Here is a 17,650-nt window from a genome sequence, read left to right as displayed (position 1 = left end):
GTAGCAGCTTAGGCCCTTGAGTTGGCTGCTCGAATTGGGGCGATGCCACAGCCTTGCTGGCTGCAGCAATGCTCCACAGCAACGCGGCGGCAGCGCAAGTAGCTCAGTGGTTTAAAGGATTTCAAGCCTTTTAAAAATCTAAGCCCTGCCACGCCCACGTATTTTCGGAAGGACAGTCTACTTTTCGCAACCTTGCGGGTGGGTTGCCGGTTACCTTGGCCTATGCCGAAATTGTCGCTCAGCGTCCGAATCGACCCCAACTCCGGCTTCTGCTTTGGGGTGATATACGCCATTCAAATGGCTGAAGACTTGCTTGATGAGCAGGGCTACCTGTACTGCTTGGGCGATATCGTGCACAACGACGAGGAAGTGCAGCGCCTGGAAGCCCGCGGCCTGCGCATTATCTGCCACGACAAGCTGGCCGAGCTGCGCGACGAAGCCGTGCTCATCCGGGCCCACGGCGAGCCGCCGGCCACCTACCAGATGGCCATGGAAAACAACCTGACCCTGATTGATGCCAGCTGCCCGGTGGTGCTTAAGCTGCAAAACCGCATCAAGACCAGCTACGACAAAAAGGAGCAGATTTTCATTTACGGCAAGCACGGCCACGCCGAAGTACTGGGCCTCCTGGGCCAGACCAGCGGCAACGCCGTGGTGTTCGAAAACCTCGACGAGCCTGCTCCGCCACGAGCTGCCCGACAACATCACGCTCTACAGCCAGACCACCAAAAGCACGAACAGCTTTTACAACATCAAGAACGAGCTGGAGGGGCGCGGCTACCAGGTGAACGCCAACGACACGATTTGCCGGCAGGTGAGCAACCGCGACAAGGACCTGCGCCGCTTCGCCGCGCAGTTCGACCAGATTGTGTTCGTATCGGGCACCAAAAGCTCCAACGGCAAGGTACTCTACCACGTGTGCCTGGAAACCAACCCGCAAACGCACTTCATCTCCAACGTGGGCGAAATTGAGCCGGAGTGGTTCCAGCCGGGGCAGTCGGTGGGCATTTGCGGGGCCACCAGCACGCCCATGTGGCTGATGGAGCAGGTGCGCGACCGGCTGCTAAATTTGTAGAAACCGCCCCGCGCGCTGCCATGGAGATTACGGATTTGCCTTTTGGGGTTACGAATTGGGCCGAAGTTGCCGGGGAAAACCACGCCGGTACCACCGGCAGTGCCACCTGGCGAACCCGGCAGTTTGGGCCGGTGCGTGTGCGCATGGTGCAGTACAGCCCCGGCTACCTCGCCGACCACTGGTGCCAGAAAGGACATTTTCTATTGGTAGTAAACGGTGAGCTAACCACGGAGCTTGAAGATGGCCGCCAATTTATTCTTACGCCCGGCATGAGCTACCAGGTGGCCGATGGGGCCGAGGCACACCGCAGCAGTACCGCTGTAGGCGCCACCATTTTCGTAGTCGACTAATGCCCATTGCCGCTCCCTCGTCCGCCGTTGTTGCATCCCGCCGCGTGGCCCCGCGCCGCTGGGGACGAAGGGCGTGGCCGTGGCGGCAACGGTGTTTGTGAGTTGGGCGGCGCTGCTCACCTTCCTGCTGGCGTTTTATGAGCCCAACTGGCGCAGTCCGGCGCCCTACTTGCTCGCGCTGCTCCAAATGCACCTCTACACGGGCCTGTTTATCACGGCGCATGACGCCATGCACGGGCTCGTGAGCACCAACAAGCGGCTCAACAACACCATTGGCACTATTGCGGCTGGCTTGTTTGCCTACAACTGGTTTCCCGGCCAACTGCCCAAGCACCACGCCCATCACCGCCACGTGGGCACCCACGACGACCCCGACTTTCACGATGGCAAGCACCCCGGGTTCCTACCATGGTTCCTGCGCTTTGCCTGGAACTACGTGACCTGGTGGCAGGTGGCCCTAATGGCCATCACCTACAACGTGCTCAAGCTGTGGTTTCCACAGGCCAATGTCATTGCCTTCTGGATGGTACCGGCTATCCTGGCCACGCTGCAGCTGTTCTTCTTCGGGACCTACCTACCGCACCGGGGCGAACACGACCCGGAGAACCCGCACAAGTCGCGCAGCCAGTTTCGGCACCACGTGTGGGCCTTCGTGAGCTGCTACTTTTTTGGGTACCACTACGAGCACCACGACCAGCCGTATCTGCCCTGGTGGCGCTTATGGCAGGCAAAAGGGTGAATGAACCACGGATTGGCGCGGATTTTAACGGATTCCACGGATTTTGTAGACGGCGTGAATCGTCTCTAATCCGAAATCTGGAAACAAGAAAGGGCACTGCATAGAGTGGCCTTTCTTGTTTATGCGCGAAGATTAATCGGCTACAAAATCCGTGCAATCCGTTAAAATCCGCGCCAATCCGTGGTCTGGATTAATGAACCTTGTTGGTCTTCTTGCAGCAATCGGGCAGGCGGTTGTAGGCCCGGGCTTCGGCTAGCTGGTCGTCGGCGTCGTACCCGGTTTTCTGCACGGCACTGCGCAAGGCGGCGGGCGTGGTTTTGTCAGGCTTGTACATGATGGTCAGCATTTGGGTGGACACGTCCAGCACGGCGCTTTGCACGCCTTTTTCGTAGGCCATGCTTTTTTCGATGCGGGCCTTGCACATGTCGCACACGGCCGAGGTCTTGAATTGGGCTGTGGCGCCAGTGGCCGAGCCGGCGACTTTGGGTTGCGCAGCGGGCGTGGCGGGTGCCTGGGCGTTTGAGCTGAAGCTGAGCAAAGCAAACAGCGGGAGAGCGAGCAGGAATTTCATGATGGGGAATTAGCAGATGTTGGTTGGGAGCAGCTATAACAAAATTGCGGCCGCAAAAAGTTGAGCGGTTGGGAGCCGCTTGCTACTCGATGCGGTAGCGCAGGCCGGCGTAGGTGAGGCGGCCATAAACCGGGCCCCACACCATGGCCGCGTCGAAATTAGGGCCGAAGGGCGCAAACGCACTTTCAATGGGGTTGGCCTGCCGGTAGTTGGTCAGGTTTTCGACGCCCGCGTACAGCTCCAGCCGCTTAAAAGCCCGCGTGACCTGGGCATTGAGCAAGGCGTAGCGGGGGGCAACTTCGGGTTTATAGTCCTGCCCGGAGCCGTGCAGGTGGTCGCTGGCGATGTGTGCCAGGGGCGCTGCCCGTACCACTGCACCGTGAAGTCGCCCCGCCATTTGTCGAAGGCGCTGGCGTAGCCCAGGTTCACAAACGCCCGGTGGGCGGGGGTGAGGGCTTGGGCAGAAGGCTGCCTTCGTACGTGGTGCGCACGTCGAGGTATTTGTAGGCGCCCTTCACTTGCAGACCCTTCAGCGGCTCAACTTGCAGCTCGCCCTGCAGGCTGCGGGCAAATGACCGGCCGCCGGGCGCGAGGTTCCCGATGATGACGTAGCGGGACTCGCTGTACATATCGGCCACCACCTGGTTGTCGAATTCCGTGTGGTAGTAATCAACCACAAACGTCGCCGGTCGGCTCAGCAGCGTGAAGTACTGCGTGGCGCTGCCCCCACGTTCCACGCCCGCTCGGGCCGCAGGTTGTTGCCGATGCGGAACTGCCGCGCGCTGGCCAGCATGGCGGCATTGTCGGCGATGGGGTTGGCCACGCGGAAGCCCCGGCCGGCGGCCACGCGCAGCACGGTGTTCTTGGCGGCGTCGTACTTCACGTTCAGGCGCGGCGTCACCTGCCAGCCGTAGAGGTTGTGGCGGTCGGCGCGCAGGCCGGCCACGAAGGTGAGGTTGCGGCTGTTCTGATAGGTGTACTCGGCAAAGGCACCGGGCACCTGCTCCCGGCGGTTGCGGTGCTCGTTGGCGTAGCGTTGGGCCGGCGTTTCGGTGAGGTCGTTGTAGCCCTGCCGGAAAACCTCGCGGTAGTCGTCGTACAGGAAACTCAGGCCAGCGCGGTACACGTGGGCCGTGTTGCCGAGCACGCTCTGAAAAAGCAGGGTGGCCAGGCCCGTGCGCTGCGTGCCATCGTAGGTGCGGGGACTGGTGGCCGGTACGGCCGAGTAGGCTGGGCTATACGCCGAAGTAAAATCGTGGTCGGTCCCGCTGAGCAACAGGCCTAGGCTCTGGAACGGGCGGGTGGGCCAGGTGTAGGAAGTCTTGGCGTAGCCGGTGTAGCGGGTGGTGGCCTGCGTGGTGCCGTAGTGCTGGAAGTAGGCGTCGGCTGCGCCCGTATCGCGGAAGCCCACCTGGCCGCCCTGGCGGGTTTCGCGCAAGGCGCCCAGCCCAACTTCGCTCACAAGGCCGGTGCCCGAAATGTACTTCCACTTATTGAACGCGTTGAACTGCGTGGCCAAAGGCAAGTCTAGAAACTTGTCGTCGTTCCGGTCCACGCGGTTGCCCAGGTGGTCGGAGTGCAGTAGCAGCACCGTGCTCCACTTGGGGTTTATGCGGGCCGAAGCGTTCAGGTTGACATCGAGCTTGCCCAAGTCGTTGCCGTAGATGTTGAACAGCAGCTGATCTGTTTTGTCGGGCTCTTTCAACTTCACGTTCACCTGCCCCGAAATGGCCTCGTAGCCGTTCACCACCGAGCCCGTGCCCTTGATAATCTCAATGCTCTCAATCCAGGGTCCGGCCAGATAGCCGAGCCGGTAGGGAGCGGCCAGCCCACGCAGGGCGGGCTGGTTGTCCACGGTGAGGAGCGAGTAGCTGCCGTCCAGCCCCAGCAGCTGAATCTGCTTGGCCCCCGACACCGCGTCGGAGGTCGTTACCTCTACCGAGGCGTTGGTTTCGAAGCTTTCGGCCAGGTTGCAGCAGGCCGATTTGGTCAGGTCGCGGGCCGATATCACCTGCACGTTGGCCGGCGTGATGGACGAGTACGCGGGCCCACGGGCTGTCACGGTTACCTCGCCCAGCTCCTGACCAGCCCGCAGCGCCACGCGGAGGTAGGGGCGCCGGTGGTGGGCACGGCCACCGTATCAGCGCCGTAGCCCAGGGCCTGCACCACCAGCCGCGATGCCGCACGGGCAGGCCGAGCCAACGTAAAGCGACCTCCCGCATCGGAAATGGCGGTAGTGGTTGGGGCTCCTGCCTCGGCGGCATCAAGTAGCCAGCGCACCACGGCGCCGGGTAGGGGAGTGGCCTTGCCGGCCTCGGTGACTTCGCCCCGCACCGGGGCAATGGTGGCCGACTGTGCCCCGACAATGCCGGGCCGCAGCCACCCCAATAAGAACGTAAAAAATGCAAGCAGCGGGAATCCCCGCGAATAGTAGTCATGGCGTCTGGTAGCTAGATGGTTCTGGAAGTATTGCCGTTGAAAGCAACGGCTGCTCAGCCACGCGCAATCACGCCGTGGCCCGTTCCAGAATATCTAAACCATGAGGGTGCAGACCAGGGCCAGTAGCCCGCGCCCGCCCGGTGGGGGAGGCGAAGCATCGGCGGCAAACCAGCGCGGCTCAACATCTGCGTGCGCTACCACCAGGGCTTGCCCCGGCCACACCTGCTTGGGCACCCAGGCCAGCAGCAATGGGGCCGGCACCGGAACCTTCGCCGCCAGCTTGTGCACCGGCGTCGCGACCTTGTGCAGGTGGCTGCTGAAGTCACAGCATTCATCATCGGCCCCGGCTAAGCTGGGTGCCTGCAAACCCTGGCAACCTACCAAGGTGACCTGGCTCAATACCGATATTTCCACTTTGCTGCGCCCGCTCATCCGGCAGGTTTGCCGCTGCACGGTGAGGCCCACCGAGGCGGCCAGCACCAGCACAGCCATTAGCAGGCTGACGAAACGACGGAAGGGAGAATGGCGTGACATTGCGAACACAAAGGTACGACTCAGGCCCGGTGGGTAGGATTCAAATCTAGGCACCGGAGGTACGAAATCGGGGAAGAAAACTATCCGTGTCAGGTCTATTGGCTTCCGTGGAAGCTCCTCGTAACTTCGGTATAGTCAGGAAGGGCCCGCTCAATCTTCTCTTTTGCTGCATTTGAAATCAGCTCAGAAAGGGCCCCTGAGGATAGATAAAGGGCAGTATTGGATTAGTGGTAGGAAATGGTAAATCGTGGTTGGTTTTTGAAAGCCTTCCCGTACATTTGCTAATACCGTCCACCTTTCCTTTGGCGGTGTCTGCCCATGAACCTGCTATCCGGCGAATACGAATGCAAGCTTGACCCGAAGGGGCGGCTTGTGCTGCCGGCCAAAGTCAAGGGCAATCTACCGGAAGAGTCGGGGAGCCACTGGTGCTGGTGCGCGGCTTCGAGCCATGCCTCGTACTATACCCCCGTTCGGCCTGGCGCGTGATTCACGAGAAGGTGATGGCCCTGGACGAATTCAACGAAGAGTACCGCCACTTTCAGCGCAACTTCTTCCGGGGAATGACTGAAGTGGAGCTTGATACCATTAACCGTTTCATGCTACCCCGCAGCATGTTACGCTATGCCGGCATCGAGAAGGAAGCTATTATCGTTGGCTTAGGCAACCGCTGCGAAATCTGGGACCCCAACCGCTACGATGAGTTCCTGATTAAGGACCAGCAGAGCTTTAGTAAGTTGGCGCAAAAGTTTTTATCAGTTGAAACCCCGTCGCTAGGCGGAGCCCTTGCGTGAGCGACTACACCAACGATACCGCCTACCACCGGCCCGTGATGCTGGCCCAATGCCTGGCCGCACTCGACCTGCAGCCCGACGGCCGCTACGTCGACGTGACGTTCGGTGGGGGAGGGCACTCGGCCCGCATTCTGGAAAAGCTCACTACCGGCCACCTCTACAGTTTTGACCAGGATGCGGACGCTGAAGCCGAGGCAGAAAAGTTAACTGGCCCTCAATTTACTTTTGTAAAGGCGAATTTCCGCGATTTAGCATCTGAATTACAGCGTCTTGGTACTTTGCCGGTAGACGGGCTGCTTGCCGACCTGGGCGTAAGCTCGCACCAGTTCGATACGCCGGAAAGGGGCTTTTCGACCCGGTTCGACGGGCCGCTGGACATGCGCATGGACCCCGACGGCCCCCTTACCGCCGCCGATATTCTCAACGATTACAAGGAAGCCGACCTGCACCGCATCTTCGGGATGTACGGCGAGGTAACCAATGCCCGCACCCTGGCCCACACGGTGGTCACGGCCCGCCGCGGCCGGCGCCTCGAAACCATCGCGGAGCTCAAGCAGGCCATTCAGCCTTGCACGCCCCGTGGCAAGGAAAACAAGTACCTGGCCCAGGTATTTCAGGCCCTGCGCATCGAGGTAAACCAGGAAATGCAGGCCCTGCAGGAGATGCTGCTGCAAACCGCCGAGGTGCTGCGGCCGGGCGGCCGGCTGGTGGTGCTCAGCTACCATTCCTTGGAAGACCGGCTGGTGAAAAATTTTATTGGGAAGGGCAAGTTTTTTGGGGCAGTCGAAAAAGACTTCTTTGGCAATGAAAGCAAGCCATTTGAGGCCGTGAACCGCAAGCCGGAAGAGGCCGACCCCGCCGAAGTCGCTTTAAATAGCCGAGCTCGGAGTGCTAAATTGCGGGTTGCGATTCGAAACGAGTGAACCAGCCAGGAAGGCAGTTGAGCTGATTTTATCAGGCAATGTCATGTCCTTCAGCAGCTTGTTCTTTGCAAACCGCTTATTTCAATACGTGTAAACAGCTTTTCTGAGATTCCAGCCTGTGGCCACCAATACGATTAGACCCACCGACAGCCCGCGCCGGGCCAATGTGCCCCGCGAAATTCCCGCGCCGGCTCCTGAGGTGATGCCCGTAGCGGAGGAGGTTGAAGAAGCTCCCGCGCCTGCACCAGCCCCGGAAATGCGTCCCCGGAAACCGCGGCCTGAAACTCGCCCCGAACCGCGCCCTAAGAGTTCGTGGAGCCTGTTTTCGCTGCTCGACCGGGTGACGAGCGTGGACGGGCTGTTCCGGGAAGGCCTGCCGGTGCGCTACCTGCCGCACCTGCTGTTTGTGATGCTGCTCACGCTGCTTTACATCGGCAACACGCACTACGGCAACCGCATGAACCGCAGCATTCACCGCCTCAAGCAGGAAACCGAGGACCTGCGGGCCGACTACACCACGCTGAAATCTGACTACATGGAAGCCAGCAAACAGAGTGAAGTAGCCCGCAAGGTGGCCGCCTTCGGGCTGGTGGAAAGCTCCTCGCCGCCCTTCCGCATCTCGGTGCCCGCCGGCCACCTCGACGCGGCCGAGCTGGAGCTGATGCCCGTGCTAACGGCCGATACCCTGGCCGCCCGGGCCGCCCGCGACTCGGCTGCAGCCTTCGAGAAAGAGCAGGCGGCCCGCCGCAACCGCGTGGAAGCCGATGGAAACAGCGATGAAGTGGGGCCGGAAATCATTGCCCCGCCACATCCATTGGACGGCGATACGGCTGATATAGAAGCTCCTGCCGCCCGCCCGGTACCTAACCGGCGGTCTGCTTCCACCAATCCCAGAGTTGCTCAAACTGCAAAAGCCAGGCCCGCGGCAAGTAAGCCCAACAGCAGGAATAAGGCACAAAAAAGCACAAGGCAGCCCAAGGCGAAAGCAGCAGGCAAGCAAGCCGTTAGAACTAAGACACGATGAAAGGCAGTGTTAAGAAGTCCATAGTCACGCGGGTGCGGCTGGCCTTTCTGGGGGTCGCCGTTTTCTCGTGTGCCATCTTTTGGAAAGCCACCAAGATTCAAATCCAGGAAGGCAGCCGCTGGCGGGCCCTGGAGCAGGAGCGGCGCATCAGCTACCAGCCGGTACCCGCTACCCGTGGCAATATCTACTCTGATAACGAGAGCATTATGGCTACTTCGCTGCCCTTCTACCGGGTGGCGTGGGACCCGGGCGTGGTCGAAGATGCCGTGTTTCGGGCTGGCGTAGACTCGCTGGCCTGGCATCTGTCGCACTTCTTTGGCGACCGCAGCGTGCAGGAATACCGCCGCCGGCTCATCAATGCCCGCGACCCGAAGCGGCCGCCGGTGCGCTACATTCGGCTCAACTCACGGCAAATCAACTTCCAGGAAAAGAAGCTGATGGCCAACTGGCCCATCTTCCGGGCCAAGCGCAACCGCGGCGGGGCCATTTTTGAGAAGGTGGACAAGCGCTTCCGGCCCTTTGGCGGGCTGGCGCAGCGCACCATCGGCTTCGTAAATGAGGATAAGCACGGAGCGGGACTGGAGTACACCTTCGAGCAAAGCTTGGCAGGCAAGGCCGGCGAAGCTTTGTTTGAGCGGGTGCCCGGCGGCATCAAGCCCGTGTACGACGGCACCGAAATCAAGCCCCAGCCCGGCTATGACGTCAAGACGACCCTCGACATCAACCTGCAGGACGTGGCCGAGAATGCCTTGTATAAGTCCTTGGTAGATAACAATGCCCAGTACGGCTGCGTGATTTTGATGGAGGTGGCTACCGGCGAAATCAAGGCCGTGGCCAACTTGGGCAAGGCCTCGGACGACACATACAAGGAGGATTATAACTACGCCTTTGCCGACCAGGGCCGTACCGAGCCAGGCTCCACGTTTAAGCTGGCGTCGATGATGGCCTTGTTTGAGGCGCGGCCCAATATTGAGCTAGATGACATCGTAGACACCGGCAACGGCCGCATGTACGTGGGCGGAGCCGTGAAGTCGGACTCGCACGGCTATGGCCGCATCACGGTGCAGCAGGTGTTCGAGAAGTCGAGCAACATCGGCGTGGCCAAACTTGTGGACAAGTACTTCGCCGGCAATCCCACCGAGTACACCGATTACCTGAAAAAATTCGGCCTGGACAAACCCTTGGGCTTCCAGATGGCGGGTGAAGCCAAGCCCTACGTGAAGGACCCCACCGACCGCAGGCGGAGCCGCACCTCGCTCACCACCATGAGCATCGGCTACGAGCTTAAGCTCGCGCCGCTGCAAACGCTGGCACTTTACAACGCCATCGCCAACGGCGGCGTGAAGGTGCAGCCGCTCATCGTGAAGGAAATCAAGCAGGCCGACCAGGTGCTGCAGCGCAACGAGACCAAGGTCCTGAACCCCAAAATCTGCTCCGATGCCACGTTGGCTAAGGTGAAGGCGATGATGGAAGGGGTGGTGTCGGAGGGCACGGCCCGCGGCATCAAACCCAAGGACTACACCATTGCTGGCAAAACCGGCACGGCCTGGAAGTTCAAAAACGGCCAGTATACCAAAACCTATTCGACCAGCTTCTGCGGCTACTTCCCGGCCGACAAGCCCAAGTACAGCTGCATTGTGGTGGTGGACTCGCCACGCAACGGCCGCATCTACGGCGCCGATGTAGCCGCGCCGGTATTTCGCGAAGTCGCCGATAAGTGCATGGCCCGCGACCTGCTCAGCCAGCGCCCCCTGCTGGCCAAAGCCCGCCTGAACAAGAGCCGCGTGCCGCAGGTGCGCGCCGGCATGCAGGATGAACTGGCCCTGGTCTGCCAGAAGCTGGGCCTGGCCGGCAAGACCCAGGCCACCGGCGGCGAGGAGTGGGTACGCGCCGCTTCCGATACGGCGTTTCATGCCCGCACGGTGGCGTTGGTGGTGAACCCCGTACGCCCCGGGCGGGTGCCGCAGGTGAGCGGCCTCACCCTGCGCGACGCCCTGTATCTACTGGAAAACCGGGGCCTGCACGTGCGAGCCGTGGGTACGGGCCGGGTGCGCGAGCAGTCGCTGCCGGTGGGCTCGCCCATCAAGCGCGGCGACCTTATTACTCTCACGCTGGTGGACTCGGGCCCGCGCCTGGCCGCCCCCCAGGCCCTGCCCGAACCGGAACATACCGACCTGGCCGAAAACAAGCTCTTGACCCCCGCCGACCCGGAGCCCCTGGCCAAGAAACTGGTTGCTAAACCCAGTGCCTCCGCCGCCAAAACCTCGTCGGCTGCCCGTGCGAAACCGGCTGGCTCAACTACGAAGGCCACCAAGCCAACGGAAACCACCGCAAGTAAAAACGCGGCCAAAGCCAAGGCTTCGACTACTAATTCTACCCCCAAGAACACTAAAAAGCCGGCCGCTCCAGCGAAGACTAACGTTCGCCGCGCTTAAATCCTGTGAATTTCAGGTAGTTTTAGCTCAACGCCGGCCTGTTTGCCGCATCCTCCTTTGATGATTTCTCTGCCGCTCTTTTCCTTACTGACTGACGTGACTGTGCTCTCCCAGCACGGCCCCACCGACGTGGCCATTACGGCGCTTACCCTCGATTCGCGCGAGGCGGGGCCGGGCGTGGCATTCTGTGCCCTGCGCGGCACCGCTACCGACGGCCACAAGTACATCGAAACCGCCGTAGCGCAAGGTCTGTCGGCCGTGGTGTGCGAAGAGCTGCCGGCCGTGCTCAACCCCGCCACGTCGTACGTGGTAGTAGCTGACAGCGCCGTGGCCCTGGCGCACATGGCCGCGGCATTTTACGGCCATCCGTCGCGGCAGCTGCAGCTCATCGGCATCACTGGGACTAACGGCAAAACCACCTGCGCCACGCTCCTGCATAAGCTCTTGCGCGAGTTGGGCTACCACTGCGGTTTGCTCAGCACAGTGCAAAACCAGATTGACGAGGAAGTTATTCCGTCCACCCACACCACGCCCGACGCCATTCGTCTGAATGCGCTGCTGGCGCGTATGGTGGCAGCCGGCTGTACCCACGCCTGCATGGAAGTGAGCAGCCACGCCGTGGCCCAGCACCGCATCACGGGCCTGCGCTTTGCGGGGGCGTGTTCACTAACCTTACCCACGACCACCTCGACTACCACGGCACTTTCGATAACTACCTGAAGGCCAAGAAAGGCTTTTTCGATGCGCTGCCCAAGTCGGCCTTCGCCCTCACCAACGCCGACGACAAGCGAGGCCCGGTGATGCTGCAAAACACCGCCGCCCGCCGCACTACCTATTCGCTGCGCGGGGCCGCCAACTTCCGCGCCAAGCTGATTGCCAACGAAGTGCACGGCCTGCACCTGGAGATAGACGGCCGCGAAATCCTGTTCCGCCTCATCGGCGTGTTCAATGCCTACAACCTGCTGGCCGTGTACGGCGCGGCCGTGCTGCTGGGCGAAGACCCCACCGAGGTGCTCACCATCCTCTCGGGCCTGACCACCGCGCCCGGCCGGTTTGAGCCAGTGGTGTCTGAGAAGCAGGGTATTACCGGCATCGTGGACTATGCCCACACGCCCGACGCGCTGGAAAACGTGCTGCAAACCCTGCACGAAATCCGCCAGCCCAGCCAGCAGATTATCACGGTAGTGGGCTGCGGCGGCAACCGCGACGCGGCCAAGCGCCCCATCATGGCCAACCTGGCTGCGCGCCTTTCCAACAAAGTCATTCTAACGGCCGACAACCCCCGCTTCGAAGACCCCAACGACATCCTGGCCCAGATGCAGGCCGGCGTCACGGCCCCCGACTCGGCCAAAGTCCTCACCGTGGCCGACCGGCGCGAAGCCATTCGCAAAGCCGTTGAGCTGGCTGGGGCCAACGACATCGTGCTGGTGGCGGGCAAGGGCCACGAAACCTACCAGGAAATCCGCGGCGTGAAAGCCCCGTTCGACGACAAACTGATTTTAACCGAAGTTTTTGCTGCCTTGGGCAAGTAATCGCCTGACGCTAACCGTAACTGAATGCTTTTTTACCTCTTCCGCTACCTCCACGAGCATTACCACCTGCCCGGCATCGGGGTGTTTCAATACACCACCTTCCGCGCCGGCTTGGCCGTGGTTATTTCCCTGCTTATCGCCCTCATGTTTGGCCACCGCCTCATCCGGGTGCTGCAAAAAAAGCAAGTAGGGGAGAGCATTCGCGACCTCGGCCTGCAGGGCCAGGTCGAGAAAAAGGCACGCCGACTATGGGAGGCCTCATTATCATCCTGGCCATTCTGGTGCCCGTCATTCTGCTGTGCCGGCTGCGCAACATCTACATCATCCTCATGATTTTGAGCACGGTGTGGCTCGGGCTGATTGGGTTTCTGGACGACTACATCAAGGTGTTTCGCAAGAACAAGGAGGGCCTGAGCGGGCGGTTTAAGGTGCTGGGCCAGGTTGGGCTGGGCATCACGGTGGGCTGGGTGCTGTTTTACAGCGGCGAGGTAACCGTGCGCGAATACCTGCTGCCCAACGGCCAGTTCTCGGCCATCGAAGCCACCAAGACCTTCAAGGACGTGCACCTCATGATTACGACGGTGCCGTTTATGAAGAACAACGAGCTCAACTACGGCGACTTGTTTGCCACGGCCGGCACGTTCTTCAACGGCCTCTACGGCTTCCTGTACATCCCCATCGTCATCTTCCTGATTACGGCCGTGAGCAATGGCGCCAACATCACCGACGGCCTCGACGGCCTGGCGGCTGGCACCTCGGCCATCATCGGCCTGACGCTGGCCATCTTCGCTTTCGTGAGCGGCAACGCCCTGCTGGCCGACTACCTGGACGTGATGTTCATCCCGGACTCCGGCGAGCCTGGTTATTTTCTGTACGGCCTTCGTGGGGGCGTGCATCGGCTTTTTGTGGTACAACAGCTACCCGGCGCAGGTCTTTATGGGCGACACGGGCTCGCTGGCCTTGGGCGGCATCATCGCGGTGCTGGCCCTCATCGTGCGCAAGGAGCTGCTGATTCCGGTTTTGTGCGGCGTGTTCCTGATTGAGAACCTGTCGGTTATCGTGCAGGTCAGCTACTTCAAGTACACTCGGAAGAAATACGGGGAGGGCCGGCGCCTGCTGCGCATGTCGCCGCTGCACCACCATTACCAGAAGTTGGGCTACCACGAATCCAAAATCGTGTCGCGCTTCTGGATTGTAGGCATCATGCTGGCCGTCATCACCTTGGTTACCTTGAAACTACGCTAAACAACGCCTGTCATCCTGAGCGGAGCGAAGGACCTTATCACGGTCGCGCCGCTTATTGACTGTAACGTGATAAGATGCTTCCTTCGTCAGCATGACAGCTAAAACAAACATTGTAATTCTCGGAGCGGCCGAAAGCGGCGTGGGCGCGGCCCTGTTGGCGCAGGCCAAAGGCCATGGCGTGTTTGTCTCGGACCGCGGCGCGATTCAGGCTGACTACAAGGAAAAGCTGACCCAGGCCGGTATTCCTTTTGAAGAAAACCAGCACACGCTCGAGCGCATTCTGCAGGCCGACGAAGTCGTGAAAAGCCCCGGCATTCCCGAAAAAGCGCCCGTCATTCAGGCGCTGCGGGAGAAGAAAATCCCCATCATCTCGGAGATTGAGTTTGCCGGCCGCTATACCAAGGCCAAGTGTATCTGCATCACGGGCACCAACGGCAAAACCACCACCACGCTGCTCACCTACCACTTGCTCAAGAGTGCCGGCCTGAACGTAGGGCTGGCCGGCAACGTGGGCTACAGCCTGGCCGAGCAGGTCATTGCCGATGCGCACGACTACTACGTGGTGGAGCTGAGCAGCTTTCAGCTCGACGATACCCACACATTTCAGCCCTGGGTTGCGGTGTTGCTCAACATCACGCCCGACCACCTGGACCGCTACGGCTATTCGCTTGAGAGCTATGCCCAGTCCAAGCTGCGCATTGCCCGCAACCTGGACAGCGAAGGCAGCTTCATCTATAATATAGATGATGAGGTGACGGGCCGCTACTTCCAGTCGGCGTTTCTGCAAACGCACCTGCTGCCATTCAGCCTGCACAACCAGCCCGAGGTGCACCTGGCCGGCTACTACACCAGCGAAGACCAGCTTTGTACCAACCTCACCGCCGGCATCGACAAGCGCGAAGACCAGCCGGTCAGCACCGCCAATTCGCCGCTCATCGGCCAGCACAACCGCCAGAACACCCTAGCCGCCGTTCTGGTGGCCCGCGTGGCCGGCCTGAGCACCGAGCAGATTGAAGCGGCCCTGGCCACGTTCCAAAACGCCGACCACCGCCTGCAGCCCGTGGGCGACATCAACGGCGCGCGCTTCATCAACGACAGCAAGGCCACCAATGTGGAAGCTGCCTGGTATGCCCTCGACGGCATCAAGCAGCCCATCATCTGGATTGCCGGCGGCACCGACAAAGGCAACGACTACAGCAGCCTGCTCGGCCTGGCTCAGAATCGGGTAAAAGCCCTCATCTGCCTGGGTATCGACAACGCCAAGCTCCGCGCGGCCTTCGACGGCGTGGTACCCCACGTGGAAGAAACCCAGAGCATGGCCGACGCCGTGCAGCGGGCGGCTGCCCTCGCCGCCCCCGGCGACGTGGTGCTGCTCTCGCCCTGCTGCGCCAGCTTCGACTTATTCAAAAACTACGAAGACCGGGGCCGGCAATTCGCAGCCGCGGTGCAAGCCTTAGGGGAGTCGGTGCAGGGGTAAACTATACCTTGCTGGCTTACCGACCTCATTTATTCTATAATACACTCATTTAGAAATTGTAGCACATGGAACCCTCCAGAAACTGGCTGCAACGCAACCTCAAAGGCGACCCCATTCTGTGGGCCATTGTGCTGCTGTTCTCTTTTATCAGCATCGCCGTGGTGTACTCGGCTACCGGCACGCTGGCCTACAAGAAGATGGACGGCAACACCGAACACTTCCTCTTCAAGCACACCGCCCTGATTCTCGTTGGGCTGGGCTTTATGTGGGCGGCTCACCGCATCGACTACCGCTATTATTCGCGGCTGGCGCTTTACGCCCTGCTTGTATCGGTGCCGCTGCTGCTGTTCACGTATCTAATGGGCTCGAACATCAACGAAGCTTCGCGCTGGCTCACCATCCCGGTGATTAACCAGACGTTCCAGCCCTCGGACCTGGCCAAGTTGGCGTTGATTTCGCACCTGGCCAGCATGTTGAGCCGGCGGCAGCAGCACCTGGGGGATTTCTGGACGACGCTCTTTCCGGTAATGCTGTGGGTGGGTATCATATGCGGCCTTATCATCCTGAGTAACGCTTCCACCGCGTTGCTGCTGTTTGCCACCTGCCTGCTGTTGATGTTCATTGGCCGCGTGCCGCTACGCCAAATGGCCGTAATGCTGGCCATCGGGGTGGTAGTGGGCGGCGCGGGCCTGGCTTCCGGCCAGCGCGGCAAAACCGTGATGTCCCGTATTGAGAACTTCAGCAACCCCAATAAGAAGGTGCCATTCCAGTTGGAGCACAGCTACATCGCCATTGCCACCGGCGGCATTGCCGGCAAGGGCCCCGGCAAAAGCACCGAGCGCAACATCCTGCCGCACCCGTATTCCGACTTTATCTACGCCATTATCATCGAAGAATATGGCCTGCTGGGCGGGGGCGTGGTGCTGCTGCTCTACCTGGCCTTCCTGTATCGAGGGCTGAAAACGGTAATGAACAGCTACGGCGCGTTCGGCGGTCTGCTCTCGGCCGGGCTCAGTTTTAGTTTGGTCTTGCAGGCCTTGGTGAACATGGGCGTGGCCGTGGGGCTGGGCCCCATCACCGGCCTGCCGCTGCCCCTGCTAAGCATGGGCGGCACCTCGCTCATCTTCACGGGCATCAGCATCGGCATCATCCTGGCCGTGAGCCGCGGCGAGCGCGAAGTGCGCCCCATGACCGGCGAGCCCGACGACACGGCCCGCATCCCCAGCAAGCGCGCGGCCTACGCGTAGTGGCAATTATCAACTATCGGGTAGCAATTAACAGGGAGGCGATAAACTGGCGTAAAGCGTAGCCAACGCAGCTTATTTGCCCAACCTTAGACCTCGCGACACCTTATTTCACCTCGCGAAACTTCGCGCGAAATGCCAGATACTTCACCTCTTCGCGTCATCATCAGCGGCGGCGGCACCGGCGGGCACATCTTCCCGGCCGTGGCCATTGCCAACGAACTGCGCCACCGCCTGCCCGACACCGAAATCCTGTTCGTGGGCGCCAACGGCCGCATGGAAATGACGCGCGTGCCCGAGGCGGGCTACAAAATCGTGGGCCTCGACATCACCGGCCTGCAGCGCCGGCTTACGCCCCAAAACCTGATGTTTCCGATGCGGGTGCTGCGCTCCGTGCGCAAGGCCCGCAAGCTCATTGAGGAATTCCGGCCCGATGTGGTGGTAGGAGTGGGGGCTATGCCTCGGCCCCGGTGCTGCTGGCCGCTACTTCGCGCGGCATTCCTTCGCTTATTCAGGAGCAGAACTCTTACGCCGGCCTGGTGAACAAGCTGCTGGCCAAGCGGGTGAGCCGCATTTGCGTGGCTTACGATGGCATGCAGAAGTTCTTCCCCAAAGATAAGATTGTGGTGACCGGCAACCCCGTGCGCACCGAAATAGCCGAAGGCAACCGCGCCGAGGCGCTCGAATTCTTCGGCCTGGACCCCGCCAAGAAAACCCTGCTGGTTATCGGGGGTAGCCTGGGCGCCCGCACCCTTAACCTGGCCACGGCCGCGGCCCTGCCGCGCCTGCGCGAGGCCGGGGTGCAACTGCTCTGGCAAACCGGCAAGCTCTATTTCCCCGAAGCCCAAAAGCAAGCTGCGCCTTACCAGGACGCCCACTTGCAGGCCCTGGAATTTATCAAACGCATGGATTTGGCCTACGCCGCGGCCGACGTAGTGGTGAGCCGGGCGGGGGCTTTGTCGGTATCGGAGCTCTGCCTCACGGGCAAAGCCAGCATCCTGGTGCCCTCGCCCAACGTGGCCGAAGACCACCAGACCAAAAACGCCCTGGCCTTGGTGGGCAAAGGTGCCGCCGTGCTCATCACCGACGAGCACGCCAAGGGTCGCCTCTACGACGAAGCCCTGCGCCTGCTTGGCGATACCGAGCGCCAGCAGCAGCTCAGCACCCGCGTGCGCGAGCGGCCCGGCCCCAGGCCACCACGACCATCGTGGACGAGCTGTTGAAATTGATTCCCCGCCAGCATTCGTATGCGCCGGGGCCCATTGTGTAAT

13 protein-coding genes and 5 pseudogenes are annotated in these 17,650 nt (G+C 61.0%); 12 read left to right on the top strand and 6 right to left on the bottom strand.

Going from position 1 to position 17,650, the window contains the following annotated elements:
- Positions 1 to 222: 222 nt before the first annotated feature.
- From ACFQT0_RS19200 to ACFQT0_RS19190, 3 genes and pseudogenes are all read left to right on the top strand, one after another.
- Positions 223 to 1,075, top strand: a pseudogene (locus ACFQT0_RS19200) (4-hydroxy-3-methylbut-2-enyl diphosphate reductase).
- Between the two features lie 20 nt (positions 1,076 to 1,095).
- Positions 1,096 to 1,425, top strand: a complete 330-nt coding sequence (locus ACFQT0_RS19195) for a DHCW motif cupin fold protein (RefSeq protein WP_380204753.1) — start codon at positions 1,096 to 1,098, stop codon at positions 1,423 to 1,425.
- Positions 1,426 to 1,498: 73 nt separating this feature from the next.
- Positions 1,499 to 2,164 carry a fatty acid desaturase gene (locus tag ACFQT0_RS19190; protein WP_380204752.1) on the top strand — a complete coding sequence of 222 codons (666 nt, stop codon included), beginning with the start codon at positions 1,499 to 1,501 and terminating at the stop codon, positions 2,162 to 2,164.
- 190 nt (positions 2,165 to 2,354) lie between these two features.
- Here the strand turns inward: ACFQT0_RS19190 and ACFQT0_RS19185 are convergent, their stop codons facing one another.
- The 6 genes from ACFQT0_RS19185 to ACFQT0_RS19160 all read right to left on the bottom strand — a co-directional run bounded on the left by ACFQT0_RS19185 (position 2,355) and on the right by ACFQT0_RS19160 (position 5,708).
- Complete coding sequence (locus ACFQT0_RS19185) at positions 2,355 to 2,735, bottom strand: heavy-metal-associated domain-containing protein (RefSeq protein WP_380204751.1); 381 nt, start codon at positions 2,733 to 2,735, stop codon at positions 2,355 to 2,357.
- 82 nt (positions 2,736 to 2,817) lie between these two features.
- A complete protein-coding gene (locus ACFQT0_RS19180; protein WP_380204750.1) occupies positions 2,818 to 3,132 on the bottom strand; it encodes a hypothetical protein in 315 nt (104 codons plus the stop codon).
- A gap of 28 nt (positions 3,133 to 3,160) precedes the next feature.
- Positions 3,161 to 3,472 (bottom strand): hypothetical protein, encoded by a 312-nt coding sequence (locus ACFQT0_RS19175; protein ID WP_380204749.1) that lies wholly within the window; start codon positions 3,470 to 3,472, stop codon positions 3,161 to 3,163.
- Complete coding sequence (locus tag ACFQT0_RS19170) at positions 3,430 to 4,836, bottom strand: TonB-dependent receptor plug domain-containing protein (RefSeq protein WP_380204748.1); 1,407 nt, start codon at positions 4,834 to 4,836, stop codon at positions 3,430 to 3,432. Before ACFQT0_RS19170 ends, ACFQT0_RS19175 begins: the two co-directional genes overlap by 43 nt.
- A complete protein-coding gene (locus ACFQT0_RS19165) occupies positions 4,800 to 5,123 on the bottom strand; it encodes a hypothetical protein (protein ID WP_380204747.1) in 324 nt (107 codons plus the stop codon). Before ACFQT0_RS19165 ends, ACFQT0_RS19170 begins: the two co-directional genes overlap by 37 nt.
- Positions 5,124 to 5,267: 144 nt before the next feature.
- Positions 5,268 to 5,708 carry a hypothetical protein gene (locus tag ACFQT0_RS19160; RefSeq protein WP_380204746.1) on the bottom strand — a complete coding sequence of 147 codons (441 nt, stop codon included), beginning with the start codon at positions 5,706 to 5,708 and terminating at the stop codon, positions 5,268 to 5,270.
- 318 nt (positions 5,709 to 6,026) lie between these two features.
- Here ACFQT0_RS19160 and mraZ point away from each other — a divergent pair.
- From mraZ to murG, 9 genes and pseudogenes are all read left to right on the top strand, one after another.
- Positions 6,027 to 6,499 (top strand): annotated as a pseudogene (gene mraZ, locus ACFQT0_RS19155) (division/cell wall cluster transcriptional repressor MraZ).
- Positions 6,496 to 7,422: a 16S rRNA (cytosine(1402)-N(4))-methyltransferase RsmH gene (gene rsmH, locus ACFQT0_RS19150; protein ID WP_380204745.1), complete on the top strand. Its 927-nt coding sequence runs from the start codon at positions 6,496 to 6,498 to the stop codon at positions 7,420 to 7,422. The pseudogene mraZ and the gene rsmH overlap by 4 nt, the downstream one beginning before the upstream one ends.
- A 118-nt stretch (positions 7,423 to 7,540) precedes the next feature.
- Positions 7,541 to 8,446 carry an FtsL-like putative cell division protein gene (locus ACFQT0_RS19145; RefSeq protein ID WP_380204744.1) on the top strand — a complete coding sequence of 302 codons (906 nt, stop codon included), beginning with the start codon at positions 7,541 to 7,543 and terminating at the stop codon, positions 8,444 to 8,446.
- Positions 8,443 to 10,881: a penicillin-binding protein gene (locus tag ACFQT0_RS19140; protein WP_380204743.1), complete on the top strand. Its 2,439-nt coding sequence runs from the start codon at positions 8,443 to 8,445 to the stop codon at positions 10,879 to 10,881. The genes ACFQT0_RS19145 and ACFQT0_RS19140 overlap by 4 nt, the downstream gene beginning before the upstream one ends.
- A 60-nt stretch (positions 10,882 to 10,941) precedes the next feature.
- A pseudogene (locus tag ACFQT0_RS19135) lies at positions 10,942 to 12,413 on the top strand (UDP-N-acetylmuramoyl-L-alanyl-D-glutamate--2,6-diaminopimelate ligase).
- Positions 12,414 to 12,437: 24 nt separating this feature from the next.
- A pseudogene (gene mraY / locus ACFQT0_RS19130) lies at positions 12,438 to 13,658 on the top strand (phospho-N-acetylmuramoyl-pentapeptide-transferase).
- A 91-nt stretch (positions 13,659 to 13,749) separates the two neighbouring features.
- Complete coding sequence (murD, locus tag ACFQT0_RS19125) at positions 13,750 to 15,135, top strand: UDP-N-acetylmuramoyl-L-alanine--D-glutamate ligase (protein WP_380204742.1); 1,386 nt, start codon at positions 13,750 to 13,752, stop codon at positions 15,133 to 15,135.
- 65 nt (positions 15,136 to 15,200) lie between these two features.
- Complete coding sequence (locus ACFQT0_RS19120) at positions 15,201 to 16,382, top strand: FtsW/RodA/SpoVE family cell cycle protein (RefSeq protein WP_380204741.1); 1,182 nt, start codon at positions 15,201 to 15,203, stop codon at positions 16,380 to 16,382.
- A gap of 132 nt (positions 16,383 to 16,514) precedes the next feature.
- Positions 16,515 to 17,649, top strand: a pseudogene (gene murG / locus ACFQT0_RS19115) (undecaprenyldiphospho-muramoylpentapeptide beta-N-acetylglucosaminyltransferase).
- The last annotated feature ends 1 nt before the right edge of the window (position 17,650 follow it).

This window comes from Hymenobacter humi, from assembly GCF_042665855.1.
Classification (GTDB): domain Bacteria; phylum Bacteroidota; class Bacteroidia; order Cytophagales; family Hymenobacteraceae; genus Hymenobacter; species Hymenobacter humi.
Note: the sequence above shows the minus strand (reverse complement) of the source record. Positions and strands in the feature narration are given on the sequence as shown.

Coding starts and splice junctions, on each gene's coding strand:
- ACFQT0_RS19195 (WP_380204753.1), top strand. CDS start 1,096: ATGGAGATTACGGATTTGCCTTTTGGGGTTACGAATTGGGCCGAAGTT.
- ACFQT0_RS19185 (WP_380204751.1), bottom strand. CDS start 2,735: ATGAAATTCCTGCTCGCTCTCCCGCTGTTTGCTTTGCTCAGCTTCAGC.
- ACFQT0_RS19180 (WP_380204750.1), bottom strand. CDS start 3,132: ATGGCGGGGCGACTTCACGGTGCAGTGGTACGGGCAGCGCCCCTGGCA.
- ACFQT0_RS19160 (WP_380204746.1), bottom strand. CDS start 5,708: ATGTCACGCCATTCTCCCTTCCGTCGTTTCGTCAGCCTGCTAATGGCT.
- ACFQT0_RS19140 (WP_380204743.1), top strand. CDS start 8,443: ATGAAAGGCAGTGTTAAGAAGTCCATAGTCACGCGGGTGCGGCTGGCC.
- murD (WP_380204742.1), top strand. CDS start 13,750: ATGACAGCTAAAACAAACATTGTAATTCTCGGAGCGGCCGAAAGCGGC.
- ACFQT0_RS19120 (WP_380204741.1), top strand. CDS start 15,201: ATGGAACCCTCCAGAAACTGGCTGCAACGCAACCTCAAAGGCGACCCC.